Source organism: Pseudomonas anguilliseptica, assembly GCF_900105355.1.
GTDB lineage: Bacteria > Pseudomonadota > Gammaproteobacteria > Pseudomonadales > Pseudomonadaceae > Aquipseudomonas > Aquipseudomonas anguilliseptica.
Window position 1 is genome coordinate 872,251 of sequence record NZ_FNSC01000001.1, and the last position, 25,159, is coordinate 897,409.

23 protein-coding genes and 1 pseudogene are annotated in these 25,159 nt (G+C 61.6%); 12 read left to right on the top strand and 12 right to left on the bottom strand.

The features are described from left to right. The first annotated feature begins 94 nt into the window (after positions 1-94). The 4 genes from hpf to BLW24_RS04200 are packed head-to-tail and all read left to right on the top strand — an operon-like array spanning position 95 to position 2,037. Complete coding sequence (gene hpf / locus BLW24_RS04185) at positions 95-403, top strand: ribosome hibernation-promoting factor, HPF/YfiA family (protein WP_090377088.1); 309 nt, start codon at positions 95-97, stop codon at positions 401-403. Positions 404-418: 15 nt separating this feature from the next. Beyond that, the gene (gene ptsN, locus BLW24_RS04190) at positions 419-892 is read left to right on the top strand and encodes a PTS IIA-like nitrogen regulatory protein PtsN (protein WP_090377091.1); all 474 of its coding nucleotides are present in this window, start codon (positions 419-421) and stop codon (positions 890-892) included. 2 nt (positions 893-894) lie between these two features. Further along, positions 895-1,752, top strand: coding sequence for an RNase adapter RapZ (rapZ, locus tag BLW24_RS04195; RefSeq protein WP_090377093.1), 858 nt, complete (start codon positions 895-897; stop codon positions 1,750-1,752). 12 nt (positions 1,753-1,764) lie between these two features. Then, positions 1,765-2,037 (top strand): HPr family phosphocarrier protein, encoded by a 273-nt coding sequence (locus BLW24_RS04200; RefSeq protein WP_090377096.1) that lies wholly within the window; start codon positions 1,765-1,767, stop codon positions 2,035-2,037. 66 nt (positions 2,038-2,103) lie between these two features. Here the strand turns inward: BLW24_RS04200 and pmbA are convergent, their stop codons facing one another. Further along, the gene (gene pmbA, locus BLW24_RS04205; RefSeq protein ID WP_090377098.1) at positions 2,104-3,450 is read right to left on the bottom strand and encodes a metalloprotease PmbA; all 1,347 of its coding nucleotides are present in this window, start codon (positions 3,448-3,450) and stop codon (positions 2,104-2,106) included. Positions 3,451-3,553: 103 nt separating this feature from the next. On the opposite strand from pmbA, the gene yjgA reads away from it, so the two are divergent. Then, a complete protein-coding gene (gene yjgA / locus BLW24_RS04210) occupies positions 3,554-4,072 on the top strand; it encodes a ribosome biogenesis factor YjgA (RefSeq protein WP_090377103.1) in 519 nt (172 codons plus the stop codon). A gap of 150 nt (positions 4,073-4,222) precedes the next feature. Here the strand turns inward: yjgA and tldD are convergent, their stop codons facing one another. The 8 genes from tldD to mreB form a co-directional block, all read right to left on the bottom strand. Continuing rightward, entirely contained in the window at positions 4,223-5,680 is a 1,458-nt protein-coding gene (gene tldD / locus BLW24_RS04215; protein WP_090377105.1) for a metalloprotease TldD, read from the bottom strand. Beyond that, entirely contained in the window at positions 5,677-6,546 is an 870-nt protein-coding gene (locus BLW24_RS04220; RefSeq protein WP_090377108.1) for a carbon-nitrogen hydrolase family protein, read from the bottom strand. Before BLW24_RS04220 ends, tldD begins: the two co-directional genes overlap by 4 nt. A gap of 85 nt (positions 6,547-6,631) precedes the next feature. Next, positions 6,632-10,465, bottom strand: coding sequence for a YhdP family protein (locus BLW24_RS04225; RefSeq protein WP_090377111.1), 3,834 nt, complete (start codon positions 10,463-10,465; stop codon positions 6,632-6,634). Between the two features lie 31 nt (positions 10,466-10,496). After that, complete coding sequence (gene rng / locus BLW24_RS04230) at positions 10,497-11,954, bottom strand: ribonuclease G (protein ID WP_090377115.1); 1,458 nt, start codon at positions 11,952-11,954, stop codon at positions 10,497-10,499. A 61-nt stretch (positions 11,955-12,015) separates the two neighbouring features. Further along, positions 12,016-12,636 (bottom strand): Maf family protein, encoded by a 621-nt coding sequence (locus BLW24_RS04235; protein WP_090377118.1) that lies wholly within the window; start codon positions 12,634-12,636, stop codon positions 12,016-12,018. Between the two features lie 45 nt (positions 12,637-12,681). Next, the gene (mreD, locus tag BLW24_RS04240; RefSeq protein WP_090377121.1) at positions 12,682-13,167 is read right to left on the bottom strand and encodes a rod shape-determining protein MreD; all 486 of its coding nucleotides are present in this window, start codon (positions 13,165-13,167) and stop codon (positions 12,682-12,684) included. Next, entirely contained in the window at positions 13,167-14,132 is a 966-nt protein-coding gene (gene mreC / locus BLW24_RS04245; RefSeq protein ID WP_090377124.1) for a rod shape-determining protein MreC, read from the bottom strand. The genes mreD and mreC overlap by 1 nt, the downstream gene beginning before the upstream one ends. An 87-nt stretch (positions 14,133-14,219) precedes the next feature. Further along, complete coding sequence (mreB, locus tag BLW24_RS04250) at positions 14,220-15,257, bottom strand: rod shape-determining protein MreB (protein ID WP_090255536.1); 1,038 nt, start codon at positions 15,255-15,257, stop codon at positions 14,220-14,222. A gap of 266 nt (positions 15,258-15,523) precedes the next feature. On the opposite strand from mreB, the gene gatC reads away from it, so the two are divergent. The 6 genes and pseudogenes from gatC to pcaC all read left to right on the top strand — a co-directional run bounded on the left by gatC (position 15,524) and on the right by pcaC (position 20,864). Continuing rightward, positions 15,524-15,811: an Asp-tRNA(Asn)/Glu-tRNA(Gln) amidotransferase subunit GatC gene (gene gatC, locus BLW24_RS04255; RefSeq protein WP_090377128.1), complete on the top strand. Its 288-nt coding sequence runs from the start codon at positions 15,524-15,526 to the stop codon at positions 15,809-15,811. A 15-nt stretch (positions 15,812-15,826) separates the two neighbouring features. Then, positions 15,827-17,278 (top strand): Asp-tRNA(Asn)/Glu-tRNA(Gln) amidotransferase subunit GatA, encoded by a 1,452-nt coding sequence (gene gatA / locus BLW24_RS04260; RefSeq protein WP_090377131.1) that lies wholly within the window; start codon positions 15,827-15,829, stop codon positions 17,276-17,278. Between the two features lie 11 nt (positions 17,279-17,289). Further along, positions 17,290-18,738 carry an Asp-tRNA(Asn)/Glu-tRNA(Gln) amidotransferase subunit GatB gene (gene gatB, locus BLW24_RS04265; protein ID WP_090377134.1) on the top strand — a complete coding sequence of 483 codons (1,449 nt, stop codon included), beginning with the start codon at positions 17,290-17,292 and terminating at the stop codon, positions 18,736-18,738. 165 nt (positions 18,739-18,903) lie between these two features. Beyond that, positions 18,904-19,274 (top strand): annotated as a pseudogene (locus tag BLW24_RS04270) (septal ring lytic transglycosylase RlpA family protein). Between the two features lie 100 nt (positions 19,275-19,374). Then, positions 19,375-20,463 carry a calcium/sodium antiporter gene (locus tag BLW24_RS04275; RefSeq protein ID WP_090377138.1) on the top strand — a complete coding sequence of 363 codons (1,089 nt, stop codon included), beginning with the start codon at positions 19,375-19,377 and terminating at the stop codon, positions 20,461-20,463. A 23-nt stretch (positions 20,464-20,486) separates the two neighbouring features. Then, the gene (gene pcaC / locus BLW24_RS04280) at positions 20,487-20,864 is read left to right on the top strand and encodes a 4-carboxymuconolactone decarboxylase (protein WP_090377140.1); all 378 of its coding nucleotides are present in this window, start codon (positions 20,487-20,489) and stop codon (positions 20,862-20,864) included. A 55-nt stretch (positions 20,865-20,919) separates the two neighbouring features. On the opposite strand, the gene BLW24_RS04285 is transcribed toward pcaC, so the two are convergent. The 3 genes from BLW24_RS04285 to BLW24_RS04295 all read right to left on the bottom strand — a co-directional run bounded on the left by BLW24_RS04285 (position 20,920) and on the right by BLW24_RS04295 (position 23,859). Beyond that, a complete protein-coding gene (locus tag BLW24_RS04285) occupies positions 20,920-21,861 on the bottom strand; it encodes an AEC family transporter (protein ID WP_090377143.1) in 942 nt (313 codons plus the stop codon). 171 nt (positions 21,862-22,032) lie between these two features. After that, positions 22,033-22,593, bottom strand: coding sequence for a response regulator transcription factor (locus tag BLW24_RS04290; protein ID WP_090377146.1), 561 nt, complete (start codon positions 22,591-22,593; stop codon positions 22,033-22,035). A gap of 12 nt (positions 22,594-22,605) precedes the next feature. Further along, positions 22,606-23,859, bottom strand: a complete 1,254-nt coding sequence (locus BLW24_RS04295) for an ATP-binding protein (protein ID WP_090377150.1) — start codon at positions 23,857-23,859, stop codon at positions 22,606-22,608. Between the two features lie 257 nt (positions 23,860-24,116). Between BLW24_RS04295 and BLW24_RS04300 the strand changes: the two genes are divergently transcribed. After that, complete coding sequence (locus BLW24_RS04300; RefSeq protein WP_090377152.1) at positions 24,117-24,830, top strand: SIMPL domain-containing protein; 714 nt, start codon at positions 24,117-24,119, stop codon at positions 24,828-24,830. The last annotated feature ends 329 nt before the right edge of the window (positions 24,831-25,159 follow it).

Below are 25,159 nucleotides of genomic sequence, written 5' to 3' on the forward strand. Positions count from 1 at the left end.
GCCAGGCTCGTTCTGTCAGAGTCTTCCACGCCAAAGTGTTCCGGCGGCAGGCCTCTCGCCTGCCTCTTACACACGGCAACAAGGAGAAAGCGGTATGCAAGTCAACATCAGTGGACACCAGCTGGATGTGACCGACGCCCTGCGCGACTACATCGCCGAAAAACTCGGCCGATTGGAGCGCCACTTCGACAAGATTACCAACGTGCAAGTCACCATGGAGGTCGAGAAGCTCAAACAGAAAATCGAAGCGACCCTGCACATTGCCGGCGGCGAAGTCGTCGCCAATGCCGAACATGAAGACATGTACGCAGCCATCGATCTACTGACTGATAAACTCGACCGACAACTCATCAAACACAAGGAAAAACAGCTCGACCGTCAACAGGGCGCTATGGCCCGCTGACATCGTCTATCTCCTATGATCCGACTTGAAACCATCCTGCCCCCCGGCCGTTCCCTGGTGAACGTGCCGGGCGGCAGCAAAAAACGTGTCCTCGAACAGATTGCCAACCTGGTGGCGCGCGAGCTGCCTGACCTGGATGGCCAAGACATCTTCGAAAGCCTGATTGCCCGGGAAAAACTAGGCTCGACCGGTTTCGGTAATGGCATTGCCATTCCGCACTGTCGCCTGCCCGGTTGCACCGCGCCGATCAGTGCCTTGCTGCGCCTGGACTCCGCCGTAGACTTCGACGCCATCGACGGCGCGCCTGTGGACCTGCTGTTTGTCCTGCTGGTGCCCGAAGCGGCCACCGATGCTCACCTAGAGCTGCTTCGGCAGATCGCCAGCATGCTAGACCGCAGCGATGTGCGCGCCAGCCTGCGCCAAGCCGAAAGCAGCGAAGCCCTGTACCAGGTGGTCGTGGACGTACAAAGCCAACTCAACCGAGCCTGAGCATGCGCCTGATCATCGTTAGCGGTCGCTCCGGCTCCGGGAAGAGCACCGCCCTCGATGTACTTGAGGACAACGGTTTCTACTGCATCGACAACCTACCGGCCGGCCTGCTACCTGAACTGGCCGAGCGTGCTCTGCTGCACACAGAGCTACTGCACCCACAGGTCGCAGTGTCGATTGATGCACGCAACCTGCCGAGCCATCTCAAGCGCTTTCCCGAGCTGCTTGACGAAGTTCGCGCACGGCATATCAAGTGTGATGTGATCTACCTGGATGCTGACGAAGAAACCCTGCTCAAGCGTTTCTCGGAAACCCGCCGACGTCACCCACTGACCAACGAGAGCCGCTCGCTGGCGGAAGCCATCGCCGATGAAAGCCTGCTGCTCGGGCCGATAATCGATCTGGCCGACCTAAAAATCGACACCACCCACCTCAATCTGTATCAGCTGCGCGACAGCCTCAAGTTGCGCCTGCTCAATCAACCTGAGCCCGGCACTGCGTTTCTGATTGAGTCCTTTGGCTTTAAACGCGGCATGCCGGTGGATGCTGATCTGGTATTCGATGTGCGCTGCCTGCCCAATCCCTATTGGAAGCCGGGCTTGCGCGATTTCTCTGGGCTCGACCAGCCGATAGTCGACTACCTCTCGGCCCAGGCCGATGTCGAGGACATGTACCAGGACATCCTCGCCTACCTGACCAAATGGCTACCACGCTTTGCTGCCAGCAACCGCGCCTACGTTACGGTGGCGATTGGCTGCACCGGCGGCCATCACCGCTCGGTGTACCTGGCCAACCGCTTGGGCGAAACCCTCAAACCCATCCTGAAAAACGTTCAGACTCGCCACCGCGACCTCAGTTAAGGAATTGCCGCGATGCCCGCCTGCGAAATCACCATTATCAACAAGCTTGGCCTGCACGCCCGCGCAGCGGCCAAGTTTGTCGGCGTCGCCGGGCGTTTTCCCTGCCAGGTCAAGGTCGGCCGCACCCCTGAGAGCCTGGTCGACGGCAAAAGCATCATGGCGGTGATGATGCTCGCTGCAGGCAAAGGCACCGCCGTGTACCTGCACACCGAAGGTGAGCAAGACGACGAGGCACTGCAAGCCCTGAGCGAGCTGATCAACAACTACTTCGACGAAGGCGAATAGCTGATCGAGAGACAATAAAAAGGGGCTGAACGCCTACGCGACAGCCCCTTTTTCATACACGCGGAATCAACTGCCAGCCACCGTCATCCGCTCGATCAGCACTGAACCGGTGCGGATATTGCTGCGCAGCTCCAGATCATTACCGACTGCAACAATCTGCTTGAACATGTCACGCAAGTTGCCAGCGATGGTGACTTCCTGCACCGGGAACTGGATTTCGCCGTTCTCCACCCAGTAACCACCGGCGCCGCGCGAATAGTCACCGGTGACCATATTCAGCCCCTGGCCCATCAGTTCGGTCACCAGCAAGCCACGCCCCATACGCTTGAGCAGCGCCTTCTGGTCTTCATCGCCATGGCTGACAAACAGGTTATGCACGCCGCCGGAGTTGGCGGTGCTGGGCATACCCAGCTTGCGCCCGGAATAGGTGCCGAGCACATAGGACAACAGTTCACCGCGCTCGACAAATGATTTGGCGTAAGTCGCCAGACCGTCACCATCGAAGGCTGCACTGCCAAGCGCACGAGGAATATGCGGGCGCTCATCGATCTTCAGCCACTCGGGGAACAGCTGTTGGCCGAGGGAACCTTCAAGAAAGGATGATTTACGGTATAAATTGCCGCCGGAAATCGCCGCCAGGAAACTACCAAACAAACCTGTCGCCAACTCGGCGGAGAACAGTACTGGCACTTCACAGGTCGGCACCGGACGCGCGCCCAAACGACTTACCGCACGCTCGGCAGCGCGGCGGCCAATGCTGCCGGCATCGGCCAGCAACTCGCCCTGGAGATTAACGTCGTACCAGTAATCGCGCTGCATCTGTCCGCCATCCTCGGCGATCATCACGCAGCTCAGGCTGTGCCGCGTGCTGGCATAGCCGCTGACAAAGCCATGGCTATTGCCGTAGACCCGGCAACCCTGGTGGGTATTCAGCGTGGTGCCATCGGCGTTCTTGATCCGCTGATCGACCGCAAAGGCCGCTGCCTCGCAGCTCAAGGCCTGCTCGATGGCCTGCTCCGGCGTGATCGACCAGGCGTGATACAGATCCAGCTGCGGCAGCTCACGGGCCATCAGCGCAGCATCGGCCAGGCCAGCGCACTCATCTTCGGAGGCATGCTTGGCAATCGCCAGGGCCGCCGCGACGGTTTCGCGAATCGCTGCCTCGCCACTCGCCGAGGTGCTGGCCGAGCCCTTGCGCTGACCGACATACAGGGTGATGCCAAAACCCTGATCGCGGTTGAACTCGACCGTTTCCACTTCACCCTGGCGCACCGTGGTGGACAAGCCCTGTTCCACCGAGACGGCCACCTCGCAGGCACTCGCGCCCTGTTTTTTGGCCTCGGCAATAATCTGCTCCACCTGCGCCTGCAAATGCGGCACAGCCTGGGGGCCGACGATGTCTACTGCACTCATAAGAACTCCTGAACGATAAGCGGCAAACGCGGCCACACAGGCCAGACGCTTACAGCTGGAAACTTGCTGCTATCATGTTGGCGTTTTCCACTGGACCGCCACCATGTCTGAATACCTTGACGACTTCTCCGGCGAGAAGAGCAAAACCCAGGTCAAGCGCGAGTTACATGCGCTACAGGATCTGGGGCAACGCCTGACCACCCTGAAACCCGACCTGCTAAACAAGCTGCCGCTGACCGACGAGCTGCGCCGCGCGCTGGCCGAAGCGCCCAAACACACCGCCAACTCCGCGAAGAAGCGCCATGTGCAGTTTATCGGCCGCTTGATGCGCGACCAGGATATCCCCGCCATCCTGACCCTGCTTGACCAGCTGGACGCCTCAACGCGCCAGTACAACGAACGCTTTCACAACCTGGAGCGCTGGCGCGACCGCTTGCTCAACGGCGGCGACGACACTCTGGAAAAATTCGTCGGCGAATACCCCGACGCCGACCGCCAGCACCTGCGTCAGCTGATCCGTCAGGGCCAGCACGAACTGGCGCAGAACAAAGCGCCGGCCGCTTCCCGCAAAATCTTCAAGTACATCCGCAAGCTGGACGAAACCCAGCGCGGCTTGCGCTAACTCCATTCCAGACCGCAACCCGTAGGTTGGGCTGAGCTCCGCGAAGCCCAACATTGCAATCGCAAACAACCACAACGCATACAAGCGTGACCGCCGAGCGGAGCGCTACGCGCTCCATGTTGGGCTTCGTCGCATGCTCCTCAACCCAACCTACGCCCCTGTCCCGCCTACCGTAATCGCATCAATCCTCAGCGTCGGCTGGCCCACGCCAACCGGTACCGACTGGCCGTCCTTGCCGCAGGTGCCCACGCCGCTATCCAGCGCCAGATCGTTACCAACCATCGACACCTTGCTCATGGCTTCCGGGCCATTGCCGATCAGGGTGGCACCTTTGACCGGCGCGGTGATCTTGCCGTCCTCGATCAGGTAGGCCTCGCTGGTGGAAAACACGAACTTGCCACTGGTGATATCGACCTGACCACCGCCAAGGTTGGCGCAGTAGATGCCTTTCTTCACCGAGCGAATGATTTCTTCCGGGTCGCTCTCACCGGCCAGCATGTAGGTATTGGTCATGCGCGGCATCGGCAGGTGCGCGTAGGATTCACGGCGACCGTTGCCGGTGCACGCCACGCCCATCAGGCGGGCATTCAGCTTGTCCTGCATATAGCCCTTGAGCACGCCGTTCTCGATGAGGGTGGTGCACTGAGTCTGGGTGCCCTCATCGTCCATGCTCAGGGAGCCGCGACGCTCGGCCAGGGTACCGTCATCGACGATGGTGCACAGGCTGGACGCCACCTGCTCGCCCATACGCCCACTATAGGCCGAGCTGCCCTTGCGATTGAAATCGCCTTCCAGGCCATGGCCGACCGCTTCGTGCAGCAGCACGCCAGACCAACCGGCGCCCATCACCACCGGCATCGTGCCAGCCGGTGCCGGAATCGCGTCCAGATTGACCAACGCCTGGCGCAGGGCCTCACGGGCATAGCCCATGGCGCGCTCTTCGTTGTTGCTGGTCTGTTCGAGGAAGTAGCGGTAATCGGTACGTCCGCCGCCACCATGGCTGCCGCGCTCGCGGCGACCGTTCTGCTCAACGATCACGCTGACGTTAAAGCGCACCAGCGGGCGGATATCCGCACCCAGGCTGCCGTCGTTAGCCGCCACCAGAATGCGATCCCAAACCCCAGCGAGGCTAACGGAAACCTGCTTGATTCGCGGATCGAGGGCGCGAGTGGCGACGTCGATGCGCTTGAGCAGCTCGACCTTTTCCGCTCGACCCAGCACATCCAGCGGATTGTCCTGAGCATACAGCGGTTTGACCAGGGGGCTGCTGAACGCTTGCACGCGGCCGTTCTGCCCCGCGCGGGCAATCGAACGGGCGGCACGTGCCGCCTGGCTCAAAGCATCGGCGGTGATCGCATTGCTGTAGGCAAAACCGGTTTTCTCACCGGACTGGGCCCGCACGCCGCCCCCCTGATCGAGGTTGAAACTGCCTTCCTTGACGATGCCATCCTCCAGCGCCCAGGTTTCCGAAACCTGGCTCTGGAAGTACAGGTCAGCCGCATCGATTCCCGGCCCGGCCAAGTCAGCCAGGACCGCGGGCAGATGCTCAATGGTCAAACCGCCCGGCCCCAGCAGATGTTCACTGACGGATACCAACATAGTGCTCATTGTTCAATCTCATTTATGACTGTTGCGCCTGGCAGCCGTGGTTCGGCTGCCGCAAAAAATCGTTTATGCCGTGCCACCGGCATGCGCTGGCGGATCGCCGCCTGTTCGGCCGCATCACGCTCGGCCAGCAGTACGCCCGACCCCTGCGGCAGTTCGGCAAGCACGCGCCCCCAAGGGTCGACCAGCTCCGAATGGCCAAAGGTCTCGCGCCCACCTGGATGAGTACCGCCCTGCCCGGCCGCCAGCACATAGCACTGGGTTTCGATGGCCCGTGCACGGGTCAATATCTGCCAATGCGCTGCGCCGGTAACCGCAGTAAATGCCGCCGGCACGCTGATCAGCTCCGCTCCCTCAGCGCGTAGAGCGCTGTACAGTTCAGGAAAGCGCAGGTCATAACACACCGTCATGCCCAACCGCCCAACCGGTGTATCGGCTACCACCACCCGGCTGCCGAAGGCGTAATCATCAGACTCGCGATAGCGGCCGTGGCTGTCGCTGACATCCACATCAAACAGGTGCAGCTTGTCATAGCGGGCCACGCGCTGGCCGGCATTATCGATCAGCAGCGAGCAGGCGTGAGCCTTGGTGTCGGGCTCGCCATCCGGCGGTAAGGCCAAGGTGCCTGCGACTATCCACAGACCCAGGTCGCGAGCAGTTTGCTGCAGCCAGGGCAGAATCGGCCCCTCACCCAGCGCTTCGGCACGCCCCAGCGCGGCCTGATCACGCCGGCCCATGGCGGCGAAATTTTCCGGCAGCACCGCCAGCCGCGCACCTTGCTCAGCGGCCTGCTCGAGCAACTGCCGAGCCTGCGCCAGATTGGCCAGTACATCGGCCTGGCTGACCATTTGAATGACTGCGAAGGTCATGACTGCCTTTATCTCAATGCCGGTATGGCTTCAGCTTACAAGCCATACCGGCAGACTGCACGGCTGCATATCAGCCGCGCGGGGATTACTGAGGTTTTTCGAAGGGTTTGTCGAAGCTGATATCTGGGTTCTGCCAGGCGCCCTTGACGTCGTACTGCACACTGGCAAAGCGCGCCACGCGGTCACCCAAGAGCTTATCGGCAATAAACAGCGCCCCGCCGATGGCCGGTGCACCGACTATCAGCGCAGCCAGTGGCAGGTTGTTGGTCACCGGCAAGGTCACCAATAACTTGGCATCAATCCGATCATTGGCCATATCCAGGGTGCCATTGAGTTCCAGATTGCTCGACGGCCCGGTCAGGGTGATTGGCTCGCGAGTAACGAAGACGCCGTTATCAGCTACCAGCAACCCCTTGACCCGGTCATAACTCAAGCCTTTGCCGAGCAGATCGGAGAAGTCCAAACGCAGGCGCCGGCCAATAGAGTTGAAGTTCAGCAGACCAAATACGCGCAACGCCGACGCGGGCCCCTCCACCTCAGAGAACTGACCTTTGCGCAGCGAGGCATCCAGCGTGCCGCTGAAACGTTTCAGGCCGAACCAGGCAGGCGAGCCTGGCCAATTACCATCAACATCCATATGAAATTCGCGGCTGCTGGCGGTCGGCGCAAAGCCCCAGGCGATCAACACATCGGCCAGATCGGCGCCTTCCATGCGTCCCTTGTAGCTCGTGCGCACGCCACTTGCGGCGTTTAGCCAGGTGGCGCGGCCGCCAATCTTCAGGCCTTTGAGATTGAGGTCCAACTCACTGAAATGCACACCGGAGTTGACCGGGCGCGCCTTGAGTGCCCAACTGCCTAGCGGCTCAATGCCCTGATAGACCTCGGCAATACGCACGTCCAGCGCCGGGAAGCTGCTCGGATCGACACTTGCCAGCGGATCAGGGGCCTCGACCACTGGTTCGCCTGCGGCCTTCTTCTCTGCCGCCGGGAAGCGCAGATAGTCGAGCGTCAGCGCAATCGGCAGCTCACGGGCATCCGGCAAGCCGACCTGGCCTTTGAGCTGCGGGCTGTCGAGGCTGACCGCCCAGGTTGCGGCATCGCGCTTAAGTGCCACGTCCAGCGCATCCAGGCTGATGCCAAAGCCGGTGAAGCGGCCGATGCGCAACTGGGCATCCTTGAACAGCCGCTGCGCATCACCGATTGGCACGCTGGCATAGGGCTGCAATACCTGCTGCCAGGCCGACCAGTCCAACTCTGCCACGCGCCCGCGCAGACGCAAGCCCTGACTGGTGGGCAGGCTGGCCGGGCCGTCAGCCAGGCGAATCTCGCCACGCCCCTGGTTGAACTGGCCGGGGCTGGCGGCGAAGGTCAGGCTCAGCAACTCGGCGTAATCCAGCCAGTAGCGCTGCTCACGGCTCCCCAAGGTCATGCGCCATTGCGTCGCGCGCTCCTCGGCAGCGGTCTTGCCGAACGGCGCCGGCAACGCCAGCGTCGCGCCTTTAAGGCTGGAATTGACCAGCATCTGACTGTCGGCGCCGTCCAGGGTCAGACTGAGGCTATATGGCAGGTTGCCACTGACCGGCAGCGGCTGAGTCACGCCCAGCCAGGTACTCAGCTCCTTGACGGCGATCTGCCCATTGGCCTCGATGCGGCTGCGCGCTTTGCCGCGCGCACCCTCGGCCAGGGCCTTGGCACGTACTGCGTGCCCCAGCACCTGGGCGCGAATATCCGGAGCACTGAGCCCACTGGCGGTGTTGTAGCGGAATGCGCCCTTTAGCTGACTGAATTGCAGCGGCGGACTAGGCAGGCTGAGCTGCGCGCTTTCAGTCGCGAAATCCACCACCACTGCCGGAGCCAAGCCCTTGCGCAGCGGCAGATCGAGCTTGAGCTTGCCAGCCAGCGCCCCTGCGCCAGTCCAGCCTGCGAAAGTCTCTGCGGTGCCAATCGGGGTCTGCTGCAGGATATGCAGGGCATCATCCACGTTGCTGATCAGGTCACTGGTCAACAGTAGTCGCGGCGGCTGACCCGGCAACGAAGTGGCAATCAGCGCCTGGGCATTGCTCACCTGGCTATCGAGGATACGCCCTTCAGCCAGTTCGACGCGCACACCGCTGTCCTCGATCAACACCTTGCCACGGCCCTTGCGCAGCGACGGCCAACCGGGCTGAAAGGCCAGCTCCGCGTCATGCACGGCGAAGAACAGACTGATGCTGCGCGAGGCATTTTCCGCGCCCTTGTTCAGCGAGCCCTGGTACTGGAAATAGCCTTCATCAACCGCGCCACCACGGATGGCACTTTTCAGCCAGGCATCCAGATCGGCACTCATTCCCGGCGCGCGACTTGGCAGGTATTTCTCGGTGAAACGCGCATCGCCGTTACGCAGACCGACGCGCAGGTCCATATAGTCTTCTTGCGTCGGGTCGAAGCGCAGGCGAATCAGGAAATCACCAGCGGCCGACCCCTCCTCACCCAGTACCTGCAGATACGGGCTGCGCAGGGTGAAGGCCTCCTCATTTATCTGCCAAGTCAGCAGGGCATTGGCTTTCTGGTAGTGCCAGGGTTTGGGAAACAGAGTGTCGAGGTGCAGGGAAAAGTCTTCGCTATCGACGCGCAGTTCACCCTGGCTTAGATCACCACTGACACTGCCACTGACATTCTCTGCGGCAGGCGAGCCGTGCCATGCAGCAAAGCCGATGCGCTCCAGATTGGCCGAGAACTGCAGACGCTTGCTATCGGTCAGGCGCGGCCGGTAGTCGAGCTGAATATTGCGTAGCGCGCCATGCGGCTTGAGCTGCTCAAGCAATGCCAGAGCTTTTTCCGGCAATGGCGCAAGCCCCGCCACCAGAGGCTGCAGCGGCGCCAAGTCGATGTGATCAGCATTCAGCAGCCATTGCTCTTGCACTTCTGTGTTTTCCGCCTGCTGGGTCAGCGCCAGGCGCACTTCGCCCCAGCGCTGCTCGCCACGGCTGAAGGCCAGGTCATCCAGCACCAGCTTGAAACCGAGATCGGTACGGCTGAAATAGGCATTCAGCGCCAGATTACTCAGCTCTGCCGACTCGCGCTCGGCGTAGCCGGCCTTGAGCTGCGGCACGTGTAGACGGCTAACAGCACGCTGCACGCCGCCCTTAGCCCAACTCAGCCAGACCTCACCACCCAGCTGCAACTGCTCAAGCCGCCATTGCGCCAATAGGCTCGCCGGCATCCAGGCAGCCCAATCGCTCTGAGGCAGGCTCAAGTACAGCTCGGCTTCGGCCTCTTGCCAGCGTTTGGCATTGATCCGCGTGCGCAACTGCAGGGCCAGCGGCTGGCCATCGGGCAACAGCAAACGGCCATCCAGACGCTGTCGAGCGCTGCCGTTGCGCAGCGTGAGGTTTACATAGGTCAAGGTTCGCGCGGGGTGATCGAAGGCCTGCACGGTCACCTGGCTGTTAAACAGCGACAGGCGCTTGACCATCTGCGACTGCGTCAGCACCTGATTCAGGTCGAGCGGCGCCCGATCACTGCGTTGCGGCAAGCCCTTGAGCGACCAACGACCGTCCTCGCTCTGCTGCACCACCAGCTGCACGCCATCCAGCTCAAGCCGGGCGATGCGCAACTGCCGCGCCAACAGGCTGGCCAGTACATCCGGCACCACGCGCACCTGATCCAGCTGCAAGGCACCAGCCCCCTCACCGACCGCCACATCATGCGCAGTCAGCACCGGGGAGAAGCCTTGCCAGAGCCCTTCCAGCGCACCGATCTGCACCGGCATGGCCAGCGCTTCACGAGCCTTGTCTTCGGCTTCCAGGCGGTATTCGGCGACCAGCGGCACAAGCTCGCGGCCAAGGCTGACATACAGCGCCGCCAATACCAGCGTCAAAGCACATAGCCCCAATGCCATACGCAGCAGCAGGGTAACCCAGCGCGTCAACGCTGCCATTCAGTTCACGTCCAGGCGATAAGCGCGCATATCAGAGCAACACCACATCGTACTGCTCCTGGGAATACATGGTTTCAACCTGGAACTTGATGGTGCGGCCAATAAAGGCTTCGAGATCGGCGACGTTACCCGACTCTTCATCGAGCAGGCGGTCGACCACTTTCTGATTGGCCAGCACGCGATAACCTTCCGGCTGATAGGCCCGCGCCTCGCGCAGAATTTCGCGGAAGACTTCGTAGCAGGTGGTCTCCGCCGTTTTCAGCTTGCCACGCCCCTGGCAGGCGCTGCATGGTTCGCAGAGCACCTGCTCGAGACTTTCGCGGGTGCGCTTGCGGGTCATCTGCACCAGGCCCAGCTCGGTGATGCCGATGATATTGGTCTTGGCATGGTCACGCTCCAGCTGCTTCTCCAGGGTGCGCAGAACCTGGCGCTGGTGCTCTTCATCTTCCATGTCGATAAAGTCGATGATGATGATCCCGCCGATATTGCGCAGGCGCAGCTGCCGGGCAATCGCGGTGGCGGCTTCCAGGTTGGTCTTGAAGATGGTTTCTTCCAGCGTGCGATGGCCGACGAACGCGCCGGTATTCACATCGATGGTACTCATCGCCTCGGCCGGATCGATGATCAGGTACCCGCCGGACTTGAGCGGCACCTTGCGCTCCAGGGCCTTCTGGATTTCATCCTCGACGCCATACAGATCGAAGATCGGCCGCTCACCGGGATAGTGCTCCAGGCGGTCGGCGATTTCCGGCATCAACTCATCGACGAACTGGGTGATCTTGCCGAAAGTCTCCCGCGAGTCGACGCGAATCTTCTCGATCTTCGGGTTGACCAGGTCACGCAGGGTGCGCAGCGCCAGGGACAAATCCTCGTAGATCACCAACGGCGTAGGACCAACTTTCATCTGCGTGGCAATCTGCTCCCACAGACGGCGCAGGTAACGGATGTCGGCAAGGATTTCATCCGCACCAGCGCCATCAGCCGCCGTACGCAGGATAAAACCGCCGCTTTCCTCGATACCTTCGGCCGCCACGCAATCGGCCACCACCTGCTTCAGGCGCTCGCGCTCGGCTTCGTCCTCGATCTTCAGCGAGATGCCAACGTGGGCCGTGCGCGGCATATACACCAGATAGCGCGAAGGGATCGACAGCTGGGTGGTCAGGCGCGCGCCCTTGCTGCCAATCGGGTCCTTGGTGACCTGCACCACCAGGCTCTGGCCTTCATGCACCAGGGCGCTGATGCTTTCCACGGCTGGGCCTTCGCGGCTGGAGATCTCCGCGGCATGAATAAACGCCGCACGCTCCAGGCCGATATCGATAAAGGCCGCCTGCATGCCCGGCAGCACGCGCACCACCTTGCCCTTGTAGATATTGCCGACGATGCCACGCTTCTGCGTGCGCTCAACGTGCACTTCCTGCAATACGCCGTTTTCCACCACCGCCACGCGCGATTCCATCGGCGTGATGTTGATCAGGATCTCTTCACTCATGCGCTCATCTCTTCTGAGATAAAGCTGAAAGCCCAGGGACTGCGCCGATAATGGCGGTCACTCACCCGCGACCCGCAACCTCTTGACTGTGATCTGACAGCGACTGCCAGCACGGAATAGCAAATTCTGCGAGCAACGCAGCAGTTTCACACAGCGGCAACCCCACCACTGCCGAATAACTGCCTTGCAACTGGCTGACAAACACTGCGGCCAGGCCCTGAATACCGTAACACCCGGCCTTGTCCTGCGGCTCGCCGCTGGCCCAGTAGGCCTCGACTTCGACCTGAGTCAACGCGCGGAAGGTTACCTGGCTTGTGACCACCCGCGACTCCAGCCGTTCGCGACTGACCAGCGCCACGGCCGTCAGCACCTGATGGCTACGTCCGGACAGAGCATTCAAAGTCGCCAACGCATCGTCGCGGTCGACAGGCTTGCCGAGAATCCGCCCATCGAGCACCACCGCCGTATCGGCGCCGAGCACCACGGCATCCGCAGTATCGCTCAATGCAGCCAGCCCGGCTTGCGCCTTGGCGCGAGCCAGTCGCTCTACATAGGCGATTGGCGACTCATCTGGCAATGCATTTTCATCGACGGGGGCGATTTGCGTGAGGAAGGGCACAGCAACTTGCGTCAACAGTTCACGCCGACGCGGCGATCCGGAGGCGAGATAGAGGGTGGCCATGCTGACTTCTCCCTGTCGGATAAACGCAAGGCCCAGCGGCCTCGCTTAATTGACGCCCAGACGCTGATGCAGCCCGCGCCGCAACGTGCAGACCCAGGGCCAGAGCAAGGCGCTGACCAGCGCCGGCAAGACAAACGCCAGGGTTGGCGGGCGACTGCCGGTCAAGGCGTTCAACCACAGCTGCACCAGCTGCGCCAGACCGAACACCACCATTAGCACGGTACTTTGCTGCCACATGGGGAACATGCGCAAACGCTGATGCAGAGTCAGCACCAGAAAGGTAATCAGGGTCAGGATCAGTGCATTCTGACCCAGCAAACTGCCATTCAGCACATCTGCCAACAAGCCAATGACCCAGGCCGTGGTCATACCCACGCGATGCGGCAACGCCAGCACCCAGTAGGTCAGAAACAGCGCCAACCAAAGCGGTCGGCCCAGTTCCATGAACTTGGGCATGCTCGACACGCTAAGCAGCAGCGCCAGGGAAAACGTCAACCAGACCACCCAGATATTGCTTGATCGTGCGGCCATTATTGCGCTGCCTCCGGCGGATTGGCGGGCGCCACTGGCGCGTCAGCCGCAGGTTGCGAGGGTTGCGCCTGCTGCAGAATTTCACGATCCAGGGCTTCCTGCGCCTGCGCCTGCGCCGATTCGGTCGCGCGCTGCTCCGGCGTACGCGGATCAGTAAACACCAGCAGCATGTAGCGACTGCGGTTCAACGTAGCGGTGGGCACCGCACGAACAATCGCAAAAGGCTGGCCAGAGTCGTGGATCACCTCGGAAACCATGGCCACCGGATAACCGGCCGGGAAGCGCTGACCGAGACCGGAACTGACCAGCAGATCACCTTCCTTGATATCCGCCGTATCGGCAACATGGCGCAACTCCAGACGTTCCGGGTTACCGGTACCGCTGGCGATGGCGCGTAAGCCATTGCGATTGACCTGCACGGGAATGCTGTGGGTGGTGTCCGTCAATAACAACACCCGCGAGGTGTAGGGCATGACCTCGACCACCTGGCCCATCAGGCCACGGGCATCCAACACTGGCTGGCCCAGAACTACGCCGTCCTTCTCACCTTTGTCGATCAGGATGCGGTGGGTAAAGGGGTTGGGATCGATACCAATCAGCTCGGTGGCCAGCACTTCGTCATCGACCAGGGCGGCCGAATTGAGCAGCTCGCGCAGACGCACGTTCTGCTCGGTGAGGGCTGCGAGCTTCTGCAGGCGGCGCTGCATCATCAGCTGCTCAGCCTTGAGCCTCTCGTTCTCGGCGGTCAGCTCGCTGCGCGTGCTGAGTTCCTGAGTCGCGCTCTCCCATACCCGCACCGGCAAGCGACCGACCCAGTAAACCGGCTCGACAATCAGACCCAGCTGCGCGCGCAGCGGCTGCAACAGAGTGAAGCGCGCATCGACCACCATCAGCGCAGCCGACAGCACAGTGAACACCAGTAGGCGCACACCCAGCGAAGGACCTTTGGCAAATAGTGGTTTGATCGGCAGCTCCTCACAGCGTCAGGCAGCAAAACAAAAGCTGCAAGCGGGGAACCCCGGCTTGCAGCTCAAGACTTGGAGCGGTCGCGCTTATTCCGAGGACAGCAGGTCCATGGTGTGGCGATCCATCATTTCCAGAGCCTTGCCGCCACCGCGTGCTACGCAGGTCAGCGGGTCTTCGGCGACGATAACCGGCAGGCCGGTTTCCTGCGACAGCAGTTTGTCCAGATCACGCAGCAGCGCGCCACCACCGGTCAGCACCAGGCCACGCTCGGCGATGTCGGAGGCCAGTTCTGGCGGCGATTGCTCCAGCGCGCTTTTCACCGCCTGGACGATGGTCGCCAGGGATTCCTGCAGCGCTTCCAGCACTTCATTGGAGTTCAGGGTAAAGCTGCGCGGAACACCTTCGGCCAGGTTACGGCCACGGACGTCAACTTCACGCAGTTCGCCACCGGCGTAGGCGGTGCCGATTTCCTGCTTGATGCGCTCAGCGGTGGATTCACCGATCAGCGAACCATAATTGCGGCGCACGTAGGTGATGATTGCTTCGTCGAAACGGTCGCCACCGACGCGTACAGACTCTGCGTAAACGACACCATTAAGGGAAATCAGCGCGATTTCAGTGGTACCACCACCGATGTCGACGACCATCGAACCGCGGGCTTCTTCAACCGGCAGGCCGGCACCGATGGCAGCCGCCATTGGCTCTTCAATAAGGAACACTTCACGGGCACCGGCGCCGAGGGCCGACTCACGGATGGCGCGACGCTCTACCTGAGTGGATTTGCACGGCACACAGATCAGCACGCGCGGCGATGGCTGCAGGAAGCTGTTTTCGTGAACCTTGTTGATGAAGTACTGCAGCATCTTTTCGCAGACGCTGAAGTCGGCGATCACGCCGTCTTTCATTGGGCGGATAGCGGCAATGTTGCCCGGGGTACGGCCGAGCATGCGTTTGGCTTCGGTTCCGACCGCCACCACGCTTTTCTGGTTACCGTGGGTGCGAATAGCAACGACCGACGGCTCGTTCAGCACAATGCCGCGCTCGCGAACATAAATCAGGGTATTGGCAGTGCCCAGGTCAATCGACAGATCGCTGGAAAACATGCCACGCAGTTTTTTGAACATGGGATAGGGACCCTAGGCAACGCGTGGGTAAAGGCGAAGCGCGGTAAAGGCGCTGCTAAAAAGTGCGGCAAACTCTAACAACGACAGGGATTTTGAGCAAGGCACCAATATGTTAGATTGCCGGCTTTTCCGGGCTTTAAGGTCCATCATCGCGGCCTTTGACCGCCACCTGTCACGATCTGTTCCCTGCGCACCCGTGCATGGCGACCCGTTCACATTTCCAAAGGCGGCCAGCGACTGCGCTGCTTTATATAGGGAGAAACCTGATGGCGCTTGAACGCTCCGACGTGGAGAAAATCGCTCATCTGGCCCGACTGGGCCTGAATGAAGCCGATATCCCGGCTACCACCGAGACCCTCAATAACATTCTCGGCCTGATCGATCAGATGCAGGCCGTCAACACCGACGGCATCGAGCCACTGGCTCACCCGCTGGAAGCCACTCAGCGCCTGCGCGCCGACCAGGTCACCGAACACAACCAGCGCGAGGCCTATCAGGCTATCGCTCCAGCCGTGGAAAACGGTCTGTACCTGGTTCCGAAAGTCATCGAGTAAGGGAAACGCCCAGCCATGCATCAACTGACTCTGGCAGAGATCGCCCGCGGACTCGCCGACAAGCAATTTTCCGCCGAAGAGCTGAGCCGCAGCCTGCTGGCGCGCATCAAGCAGCTCGACCCGCAGCTCAACAGCTTTATCAGCGTTACCGAGGAGCTTGCGCTGGAGCAAGCCAAAGCGGCCGACGCACGCCGCGCGGCTGGCGAGAGCGGCGCCCTGCTCGGCGCACCGATCGCCCACAAGGATCTGTTCTGCACCCAGGATGTACTGACCAGCTGCGGCTCGAAAATCCTCAGCGGTTTCAAGGCCCCGTACAACGCCACGGTGGTGGAGAAGCTCGCCAGTGCCGGCGCCGTAACCCTGGGCAAGCTGAACATGGACGAATTCGCCATGGGCTCGGCCAACGAATCCAGCCACTACGGCGCGGTGAAAAACCCCTGGGGCCTGAGCCGCGTCCCCGGCGGCTCCAGCGGTGGTTCGGCCGCTGCAGTGGCCGCACGCCTACTGCCGGCTGCCACCGGCACCGACACCGGCGGTTCGATCCGCCAACCGGCAGCGCTGACCAACCTCACCGGGATCAAGCCAACCTACGGCCGCGTCTCGCGCTGGGGCATGATCGCCTACGCCTCCAGCCTCGATCAGGGCGGCCCACTGGCTCGCACCGCAGAAGACTGCGCCCTGATGCTGCAGGCTATGGCTGGTTTCGACAGCAAGGACAGCACCAGCGTCGATCAGCCGGTCGACGACTACCTCGCCGCACTAAGCCAGCCCCTGACTGGCCTGCGTATCGGCCTTCCGAAGGAATACTTCGGCGCCGGCCTCGACGCGCGTATCGGTGAGAAGGTGATGGCCGTGGTCGAAGCGCTGAAAAAGCTCGGCGCGACCGTCAAGGAAATCAGCCTGCCGAATATGCAGCACGCGATTCCGGCCTACTACGTGATCGCTCCTGCCGAGGCCAGCAGCAACCTGTCGCGCTTTGACGGCGTGCGCTTTGGCTACCGCTGCGAGAACCCGGTGAACCTCGAAGATCTGTACAAGCGCTCACGAGGCGAAGGTTTCGGCGCAGAAGTGAAGCGCCGGATTATGGTCGGCACCTATGCGCTGTCCGCCGGTTACTACGACGCCTATTACCTCAAGGCGCAGAAGATTCGCCGGCTGGTCAAGAACGATTTTGTCGCCGCCTTCAATGACGTCGACGTGATCCTCGGCCCTACCACGCCAAACCTGGCCTGGAAGCTCGGCGAGAAAAACAACGATCCAGTCGCCGCTTATCTGGAAGACATCTACACCATCACCGCCAACCTGGCCGGCATCCCCGGCCTGTCGATGCCTGCCGGCTTCGTCGATGGTTTGCCGGTCGGCGTGCAACTGCTCGCCCCTTACTTCCAGGAAAGCCGCCTGCTCAACGTCGCCCACCAGTACCAACAGGTCACTGACTGGCACACCCACGCACCGAGCGGATTCTGAGGACGACTGATATGCAATGGGAAACCGTAATCGGGCTGGAGATTCACGCTCAGCTCAGCACCCAATCGAAGATTTTCTCCGCCAGCGCTATCGCCTTTGGCGCCGAACCCAACACCCAGGCCAGCCTGGTTGACCTCGGCATGCCCGGCACCCTGCCGGTGCTCAACGCCGAAGCGGTGCGTATGGCCTGCAAGTTCGGCCTGGCGATTGATGCCGAAATCGCCCCGCACAACATCTTTGCGCGCAAGAACTACTTCTACCCGGACCTGCCCAAGGGCTACCAGACCAGCCAGATGGACCACCCCATCGTCGGCAAGGGCTTCCTCGATATAACCCTGGAAGACGGCACCAGCAAGCGCATCGGCATCACCCGCGCGCACCTGGAAGAAGACGCCGGCAAGAGCCTGCACGAAGACTTCCACGGCATGAGCGGCATCGACCTGAACCGCGCCGGAACTCCGCTGCTGGAGATCGTTTCCGAGCCGGACATCCGTTCGGCCAAGGAAGCCGTAGCCTATGTGAAGGCGATCCATGCTCTGGTGCGTTACCTCGGTATCTGCGACGGCAACATGGCCGAAGGCTCGCTGCGCTGCGACTGCAACGTCTCGGTACGGCCCAAGGGCCAGGCCGAGTTCGGCACCCGCGCCGAGATCAAGAACGTCAACTCGTTCCGCTTTATCGAAAAAGCCATCAACCATGAAGTGCAACGGCAGATCGAGCTGATCGAGGACGGCGGCAAGGTGGTGCAGGAAACTCGCCTGTACGACCCGAACAAGGACCAGACGCGCTCCATGCGCAGCAAGGAAGAAGCCAACGACTACCGCTACTTCCCCTGCCCGGACCTGCTGCCGGTGGTGATCGAGCAGAGCTTCCTCGACGAAGTGCGCGCCAGCCTGCCGGAACTGCCGGTGCAGAAGCGCGAGCGCTTCGAGGCGCAGTTCGGCCTGTCCGCCTACGACGCCACGGTGCTGGCCGCCAGCCGCGAACTGGCCGACTACTTCGAGGCCGTGAACGCGGTGTGTGGCGACGCCAAGCTGGCCGCCAACTGGGTGATGGGCGAGCTGTCCAGCCTGCTCAACAAGGACAACCTGGAGATCGAGCAGTCGCCAGTCTCCGCCGACCAGCTGGGCGGCATGATCCTGCGCATCAAGGACAACACCATCAGCGGCAAGATCGCCAAGATGGTCTTCGAGGCCCTGGCCGCCGGTGAAGGCGCAAGCGCTGACGAAGTGATCGAGAAGAAGGGCCTTAAGCAGGTTACCGACTCCGGCGCCATTGAAGCCATGCTGGATGAAGTGCTGGCCGCCAACGCCGAACAGGTCGAACAGTACCGCGCCGCTGATGAAGCCAAGCGCGGCAAGATGTTCGGCTTCTTCGTCGGCCAGGCCATGAAGGCCTCGAAAGGCAAGGCCAACCCCGGCCAGGTGAACGAACTGCTGAAGAAAAAGCTCGAAGGCTAAGCCCCCGGCTGCTCTAAGAGCATGCCAACGCATGCGTAGGCCCGGCGAGCGACCGACCATGGATGGTCGGGCCGGCACTCCCTACAAGCCAAGGATGGCTTGCTCTATCAACGCCGGGTCAGCCCGGCGTTGTTTTGTCTGCCGCCAATCTGCCCAGGAGCCACCATGCGCCTGTTACTGATCGCCATCACCAGCCTGCTGCTCAGCGCCTGCGCCAGCCAGGGCCAGGTCGACCCGCAGGGCTACCGTGCCGAGGGCCAGGCGTCCTATTACGGCGCGCGCCACCACGGCAACAAGACCGCCAGTGGCGAACGTTCGACCAGAATGCGCTGACCGCCGCGCATCGCAGCCTGCCGTTTGGCAGCCGGGTACAGGTGACCAACCTGCGCAACGACAAACGTGTGGTGGTGCGCATCAACGACCGCGGCCCCTATGCCAAGAAGCGCATCATCGACCTTTCGCAAAAAGCCGCCGAACAGCTGGATATGCTGCGCGACGGCGTGGTGCCGGTGCGCGTGGAACAACTGGCCGACTGAACACATCTGTTTACAAAGAAGCCGTAGACAGCACCGCTCAGCCTCTGGCGCCGCGCAAGCCGATGATTAAACTAGCGCGACTTTTATGGAACCCCTAGCAATGACCCTGATGACCTTTGTTTATCTGATCGCCGGCCTGGTGCTGCTGGTCGCCGGCGCCGAGGTACTGGTACGCGGCGCGGCCAAACTCGCCGCACAGTTTGGTATTCCACCGCTGATTATCGGCCTGACCGTAGTGGCGTTCGGTACCAGCGCCCCGGAAACCGCCGTCAGCGTGCAAGCGGCATTCAACAATAGCGGCGACCTGGCCATTGGTAACGTAATCGGCAGCAATATCGCCAACGTGCTGCTGATTCTCGGCCTGACTGCAGTGGTTGCGCCGCTGATCGTCTCGCGCCAGCTGATCCGCCTGGACGTGCCGATCATGATCGGTGCCAGCCTGGTGGTTTATGCCCTGGCCTGGGACGGTAGCCTCAGCCGCCTCGATGGCGCCCTGCTGTTTGCCGGTGTAGTGACCTACACCGGCTTTCTGATTGTCAGCTCACGTCGCGACAAGAGCAGTAATGAGGATGACGAGTTTGCCAAGGAGTTCGGCCTCAACGAGCCGGCCAAGCCCTACGCCTGGGCCATCAATCTGGGCCTGATCATTGCCGGCCTGGTACTGCTGGTCAGCGGCTCCAACTTTCTGGTCGAGGGCGCGGTGACCATGGCCCGCGCCCTGGGCATTTCGGAGCTGGTGATCGGCCTGACCGTGGTCGCCATCGGTACTTCGCTGCCAGAACTGGCCACCTCGATCATGGCGGCCATCAAGGGCGAGCGCGATATCGCCGTGGGCAATATCGTCGGCAGCAATATCTTCAACCTGCTCTGCGTACTGGGCCTGGCTTCGCTGGTTTCGCCGCAGGCGATCAACGTCGCCGCCAACGCCCTGGCCTTCGACTTCCCAGTGATGATTGCAGTAGCCGTGGCCTGTTTGCCGATCTTCTTCGCCGGCTACCGCATCAACCGCTGGGAAGGCCTGCTGTTCCTCGCCTATTACGTGGCCTACACGGTCTACCTGGTGCTGTCGTCGACTGGCCGGCCGTTCGCCGAAGTGTTCGGTGATGCCCTGCTCGGTTACGCCCTGCCACTGACCGCCGTGACCCTGGTGATCATCGCCGGCCGCGCCTGGCACAAGCAGAAAGCCTGACGGCCCACTGGGAGGAAAGCCGCATGAGTGACAGCCACGAGCAAGGCCTGAAAGTCCGCCGTGAGGTGATGGGTGACGCCTTTGTCGACCGCGCCCTGGGTAACGCCACGGACTTTACCCAGCCGCTGCAGGACTTCGTCAACGAGCACGCCTGGGGCGGCGTATGGACCCGCGACGGGCTGGACCGCAAGACCCGCAGCCTGATCACCCTCTCGGCACTGACCGCGCTGAAATGCCCACAGGAACTCAAGGGCCACGTGCGCGGTGCGCTGAACAACGGCTGCACAGTCGAGGAAATCCGCGAAACCTTGCTGCATTGTGCGGTGTATGCCGGCGTGCCGGCCGCCATTGATGCCTTTCGTGCGGCCCAGGAAGTGATCGCCGAGGTTCAGCAGGCCTGATTGCAAGCAAACAGAAAGCCCGGCATTGCCCGGCTTTTGTATGCCCGCGCGACGGCTAGATCCAGCCCGCCCACTGCAGCACGAACAGCCCGAGGTTGGTGGTCACCACCGTGGCCAGAGTGGTCAGCACAATGATCGCCGCCGCCAACTGATGGTTGCCGCCCACCGCCTTGGCCATGACAAAACTGGCTGCCGCCGTGGGACTGGCAAAGTAGAGAAAGAGAATCGCCAGATCAGCATCGCGAAAGCCCCACAACCAGGCGCCCAGGGTGGCCAGCAACGGCAGCCAGAGCACCTTCATCAGGCTTGAACTGATCGCCATGCCACTGCTCTCACGCAGCGATTCCAGAGTCAGGGTGCCTCCAATGCAGATCAACGCCAGCGGCAGGCTCATCTGCGCAAAATATTCCCCGGAGGTCAGCAACCAGTCCGGCAGGGGAATCTGCCAGGCGGCAAAGGGAATGGCCGCCAGCACGCCAATGATCAGCGGATTGCTGAGGATGTTCTTGGTCAGACTCCAGACATCGGTCTTGGCCTCCGGGCTGTAGATCGCCAGAACAATCGCCGACAGGGTGTTGTAGCTGAGGATCACCACCCCGCCGAGCACCGCGCCGACCGACAGGCCGTAATCACCGTACATGCTGGTGGCCAGCGCCAGGCCGATAATGCCGTTGTTGCCGCGAAATGCGCCCTGGGTGTAGATGCCGCGATCCGCCTCTGGGCAACGCAGGATTGCCCACCCCCAAGCCAGCAGAAAGCAGCCCAGGGTCGCCAACACGAAGTACAGCAACAGCGCCGGCTGTAACGCAGTATTCAGGTCGGCCTTTACAATCCCGAGAAACAACAGGGTGGGCAGCGTGCCGCGAAACACCAGCGCCGATGCGGTATTGATAAAGGCCGTATCAATCAAGCCCAGACGCTTGAGCGCCACGCCAAGAAACAGCATGGAGAACACCGGGGCGGTAACGCTGATGGTTTGCTGAACGACGGCGAGCATGGCAGCCCCTGACCAGTTAGATAGGGGGCTAATGTAACAAGGCTTACCGGCGGAAAGCTTTCAGCAACCTTTCATGCAAGAAAAAACCGCTGAGCGCGCTTTTCAACGCAGCGCAGCGCAGCGACGGCCCGCAGGGTGGCCATCACTAGAAGACAGGCTTAAAAACAGCCTTTAACGGCGTACCGGACGCTTCTGCAACTTGCGCTGCAAGGTGCGCCGATGCATGCCCAGGGCGCGGGCGGTGGCGGAGATATTGCCTTCGTGCTCACTGAGCACGCGTTGAATATGCTCCCACTGCAGGCGATCCACCGACATCGGATTTTCCGGCACCAGGCTTTCCAGATCGGCATGCTGGGTCAGCAGCGCGGCCAGCACATCATCGGCATCGGCCGGTTTGCACAGGTAGTTACAGGCGCCACGCTTGATCGCCTCCACCGCCGTGGCAATGCTTGAATAGCCGGTCAAGATCACCACGCGCATTTCGGCGTCCAGCTCCAGTAGCTTGGGCAGTAGCACCAGACCGGAGTCGCCTTCCATCTTCAGGTCAACCACGGCGTAATCCGGCAGATCCTGCTCAGCCAGAGCCAGGCCTTCCTCCGCCGAACCGGCGGTGGACACACGCAGGCCGCGCCGACTCATGGCGCGAGCCATCACGCGGGTGAAAGTCGGATCGTCGTCGACCAACAGCAGGTGCGGTTGTTCTTCGCCTTCGAACAGCACTTCGTCGCTCATTCGCGTAGTTCCTTAAGCTCGGCCATAGGCGCGCGGCAATTTCAGCTCGGTGAGCGTGCCGCCTTCTTCGTGGTTATACAGTTTAACCGTGCCGCCGGCACGGGTGACGCTGGCCTGGCTGAGGAACAGGCCCAGACCAAAACCCTTGCCCTTGGTGGTGAAAAACGGCCGCCCCAGTTGCTCGGCAATCGCCAGCGGCACACCGGCGCCAAAGTCACGAATGCTCAGGCGCAGCCACTGGTGATCCCAGTCCAGGCGAATGTCCAGCTTGTCCGGGCAGGCGTCGGCCGCGTTATTCAGCAGGTTGAGCAGAGCCTGAGTCAGATCGGCCGGCGGCATCATCTTGGGCGGGGCGCCACGGCCCAGGCACTGGTAGCGATAACTGGCTTCCGGGCGCATCAGGTGCCAGCGATTGAGGGTGGTTTCCAGCCACTCGACGGACGACAGCTCGATCACCGCCTGACGGCGATCTGCTTCGGCGGCACGCACCAGGTGTTGCAGGGTTTCCTTGCATAGCTTGACCTGCTCCTGCAGCACCGCCAGGTCCTCTTGAAGGGTCGGCTCCTGATGCTCGCGGCGCAACTCCTTGATCAGCACGCTCATGGTCGCCAGCGGCGTACCCAACTCATGCGCAGCTCCAGCGGCCTGAGTCGCCACGGCGAGCAGCTGCTGGTCACGCAAGCCTTCTTCACGGCGCTCGGCGCGCAGTTCTTCCTGATGGCGCAACTCCTCGGCCATCTTCGCCACGAAGAAGGTGATCAGCCCAGCGGCCAGGGCAAAGCTCAGCCACATACCGTAGATCAGCAGGCTTTCCCGTGGCCCCGCCGGCAACTCCAGCGGGTGCGACCAGACCAGCAGAAAGGTGTACCCACCCAGCGCCAGGCCGGACAGGGTGATGGTGTAGAGCCAGGGTAAGGTCGCTGCGGCAATCGTCAGCGGCACCAGGTAATAGGAGACAAAGGGGTTGGTCGAGCCACCCGAGTAATACAGCAGCAGGCTGTGGATGATCAGGTCGCAGCCCAGCTGCACCGCATATTCCTGCTCGGTCACCGGCCAGGGCCCACGCAGACGCAGGGCGGTCAGCAGACACAGCACCAGGGAAATACCGAGGGTGACACTCAGCTCCAGCCAGGGCAGCGGCAACGCGCCAGACTTGTAGGCCAGCCCCACAGAACCGGCCTGCGCGGCCAGCACCAGAATACGGATCAGGGTCAGGCGCCAGAGGTTTTGCCGGCTCGCCGACAGTAGCTGCACAGGTGCGAGCATAGAATCTCCAAGTTGCTCATTCAGCGAGCCGCAGGAGTATAACCAAGCCTCTGTACAGCCAGCTGCGGCAACACGCCGCAGCAAGCCAGCTGCAAGGCAAATTGCACGGAGCCACGTTCAATAGCGTGCAAGGTGACCGCTATAAATAACCAGCCGTAAAAATGTGGAACCGGATTTAACCCGTTCAGTCTGATAGCTACGTCTACCCTCTGGAAAGCCGCGCATACCCCATGCGCCCAACATATAAAGGAATCGTCATGCTGCCATTGTCTCGCCTCGCCACCGCCCTGCTGCTGAGCACCACCACCCTGCTGAGCGCCACGGCCATGGCCGAAGAAGCGCGCTATAACCAGGTCGCACTGCGCGCCGAGGTCACTCAGGAAATTGCCCACGACCTGATGCACGTCACCCTCTACAGCGAAGCCCAGGACAGCGACCCAGCCGCCCTCGCCGCGCAGATCAGCAAGACCCTGAATGCCAGCATCGCCCAGGCGCGCAAGGTCAAAGGCGTCAGCGTCGCCTCCGGCAGCCGCAACAGCTACCCGGTGTACGACGACAAAGGCCAGAAAATTACTGCCTGGCGCGAGCGCGCCGAGCTGCGCCTGGAAAGCGCCGATTTCAGCGCACTGTCCAAGCTCACCGGGGAAATGCTGCAAACCCTGAAGATGGGCGGAATGAACTTCAGCATCGCCTCGGACACCCGTAAGACCCACGAAGACGCCCTGCTCAAGGACGCCGTGGCAGCCTTCAAGGCCCGCGCGCAACTGGCCACCGAAGCGCTCGGCGGCAGCGGTTACAAGCTGGTCAGCCTGAGCCTCAACACCGGCGGTTTCCAGCCTCCGATGCCGATGCGTATGGAGGCCATGAAAGGTGCGGCGATGATGGATGCGGCGGCGACACCGGAGATCGAAGCCGGCACCAGCCAGGTCAACATCAACGCCGATGGCGTAATCGAAGTGCAGATGCCCTGAGGATCGCTGCGCGTCGGCCCTGCTGCGTTAAAAACAGGCTCGGAATGCTCATGTACAGCTCGTACACTCCGCGTCCTCACCTGTTTTTGCCTTGCATGACTCTAGCTCGCAAGACTTTGAGCAGGCCCCAAAGAAAAGCATCAGCTGCTACAAACAGAAGCAGCGCCGTTATCCGACGATAGCGGCGCCTTGCCATGTTTTTCTCGTACTTTTATAGATATGCGACACCAACATACTGTTGCGTCGTCATTCCTGTTCTCTCTGCGACATGCCACTTGCCTACGGCATACGCCCTGCATAGCTTCTTCCAAGGCCTCCATAAGAGGCTC

What these genes read in the sequence shown, in the direction of transcription:
- BLW24_RS04300 (WP_090377152.1), top strand. Translation starts at nt 24,117, where the DNA reads ATGCTGCCATTGTCTCGCCTCGCCACCGCCCTGCTGCTGAGCACCACC.
- yjgA (WP_090377103.1), top strand. Translation starts at nt 3,554, where the DNA reads ATGTCTGAATACCTTGACGACTTCTCCGGCGAGAAGAGCAAAACCCAG.
- BLW24_RS04295 (WP_090377150.1), bottom strand. Translation starts at nt 23,859, where the DNA reads ATGCTCGCACCTGTGCAGCTACTGTCGGCGAGCCGGCAAAACCTCTGG.
- tldD (WP_090377105.1), bottom strand. Translation starts at nt 5,680, where the DNA reads ATGAGCACTATGTTGGTATCCGTCAGTGAACATCTGCTGGGGCCGGGC.
- mreD (WP_090377121.1), bottom strand. Translation starts at nt 13,167, where the DNA reads ATGGCCGCACGATCAAGCAATATCTGGGTGGTCTGGTTGACGTTTTCC.
- gatB (WP_090377134.1), top strand. Translation starts at nt 17,290, where the DNA reads ATGCAATGGGAAACCGTAATCGGGCTGGAGATTCACGCTCAGCTCAGC.
- BLW24_RS04290 (WP_090377146.1), bottom strand. Translation starts at nt 22,593, where the DNA reads ATGAGCGACGAAGTGCTGTTCGAAGGCGAAGAACAACCGCACCTGCTG.
- mreB (WP_090255536.1), bottom strand. Translation starts at nt 15,257, where the DNA reads ATGTTCAAAAAACTGCGTGGCATGTTTTCCAGCGATCTGTCGATTGAC.
- BLW24_RS04275 (WP_090377138.1), top strand. Translation starts at nt 19,375, where the DNA reads ATGACCCTGATGACCTTTGTTTATCTGATCGCCGGCCTGGTGCTGCTG.
- rng (WP_090377115.1), bottom strand. Translation starts at nt 11,954, where the DNA reads ATGAGTGAAGAGATCCTGATCAACATCACGCCGATGGAATCGCGCGTG.
- rapZ (WP_090377093.1), top strand. Translation starts at nt 895, where the DNA reads ATGCGCCTGATCATCGTTAGCGGTCGCTCCGGCTCCGGGAAGAGCACC.
- ptsN (WP_090377091.1), top strand. Translation starts at nt 419, where the DNA reads ATGATCCGACTTGAAACCATCCTGCCCCCCGGCCGTTCCCTGGTGAAC.
- hpf (WP_090377088.1), top strand. Translation starts at nt 95, where the DNA reads ATGCAAGTCAACATCAGTGGACACCAGCTGGATGTGACCGACGCCCTG.
- BLW24_RS04200 (WP_090377096.1), top strand. Translation starts at nt 1,765, where the DNA reads ATGCCCGCCTGCGAAATCACCATTATCAACAAGCTTGGCCTGCACGCC.
- BLW24_RS04285 (WP_090377143.1), bottom strand. Translation starts at nt 21,861, where the DNA reads ATGCTCGCCGTCGTTCAGCAAACCATCAGCGTTACCGCCCCGGTGTTC.
- pmbA (WP_090377098.1), bottom strand. Translation starts at nt 3,450, where the DNA reads ATGAGTGCAGTAGACATCGTCGGCCCCCAGGCTGTGCCGCATTTGCAG.
- pcaC (WP_090377140.1), top strand. Translation starts at nt 20,487, where the DNA reads ATGAGTGACAGCCACGAGCAAGGCCTGAAAGTCCGCCGTGAGGTGATG.
- BLW24_RS04225 (WP_090377111.1), bottom strand. Translation starts at nt 10,465, where the DNA reads ATGGCAGCGTTGACGCGCTGGGTTACCCTGCTGCTGCGTATGGCATTG.
- BLW24_RS04220 (WP_090377108.1), bottom strand. Translation starts at nt 6,546, where the DNA reads ATGACCTTCGCAGTCATTCAAATGGTCAGCCAGGCCGATGTACTGGCC.
- BLW24_RS04235 (WP_090377118.1), bottom strand. Translation starts at nt 12,636, where the DNA reads ATGGCCACCCTCTATCTCGCCTCCGGATCGCCGCGTCGGCGTGAACTG.
- gatC (WP_090377128.1), top strand. Translation starts at nt 15,524, where the DNA reads ATGGCGCTTGAACGCTCCGACGTGGAGAAAATCGCTCATCTGGCCCGA.
- gatA (WP_090377131.1), top strand. Translation starts at nt 15,827, where the DNA reads ATGCATCAACTGACTCTGGCAGAGATCGCCCGCGGACTCGCCGACAAG.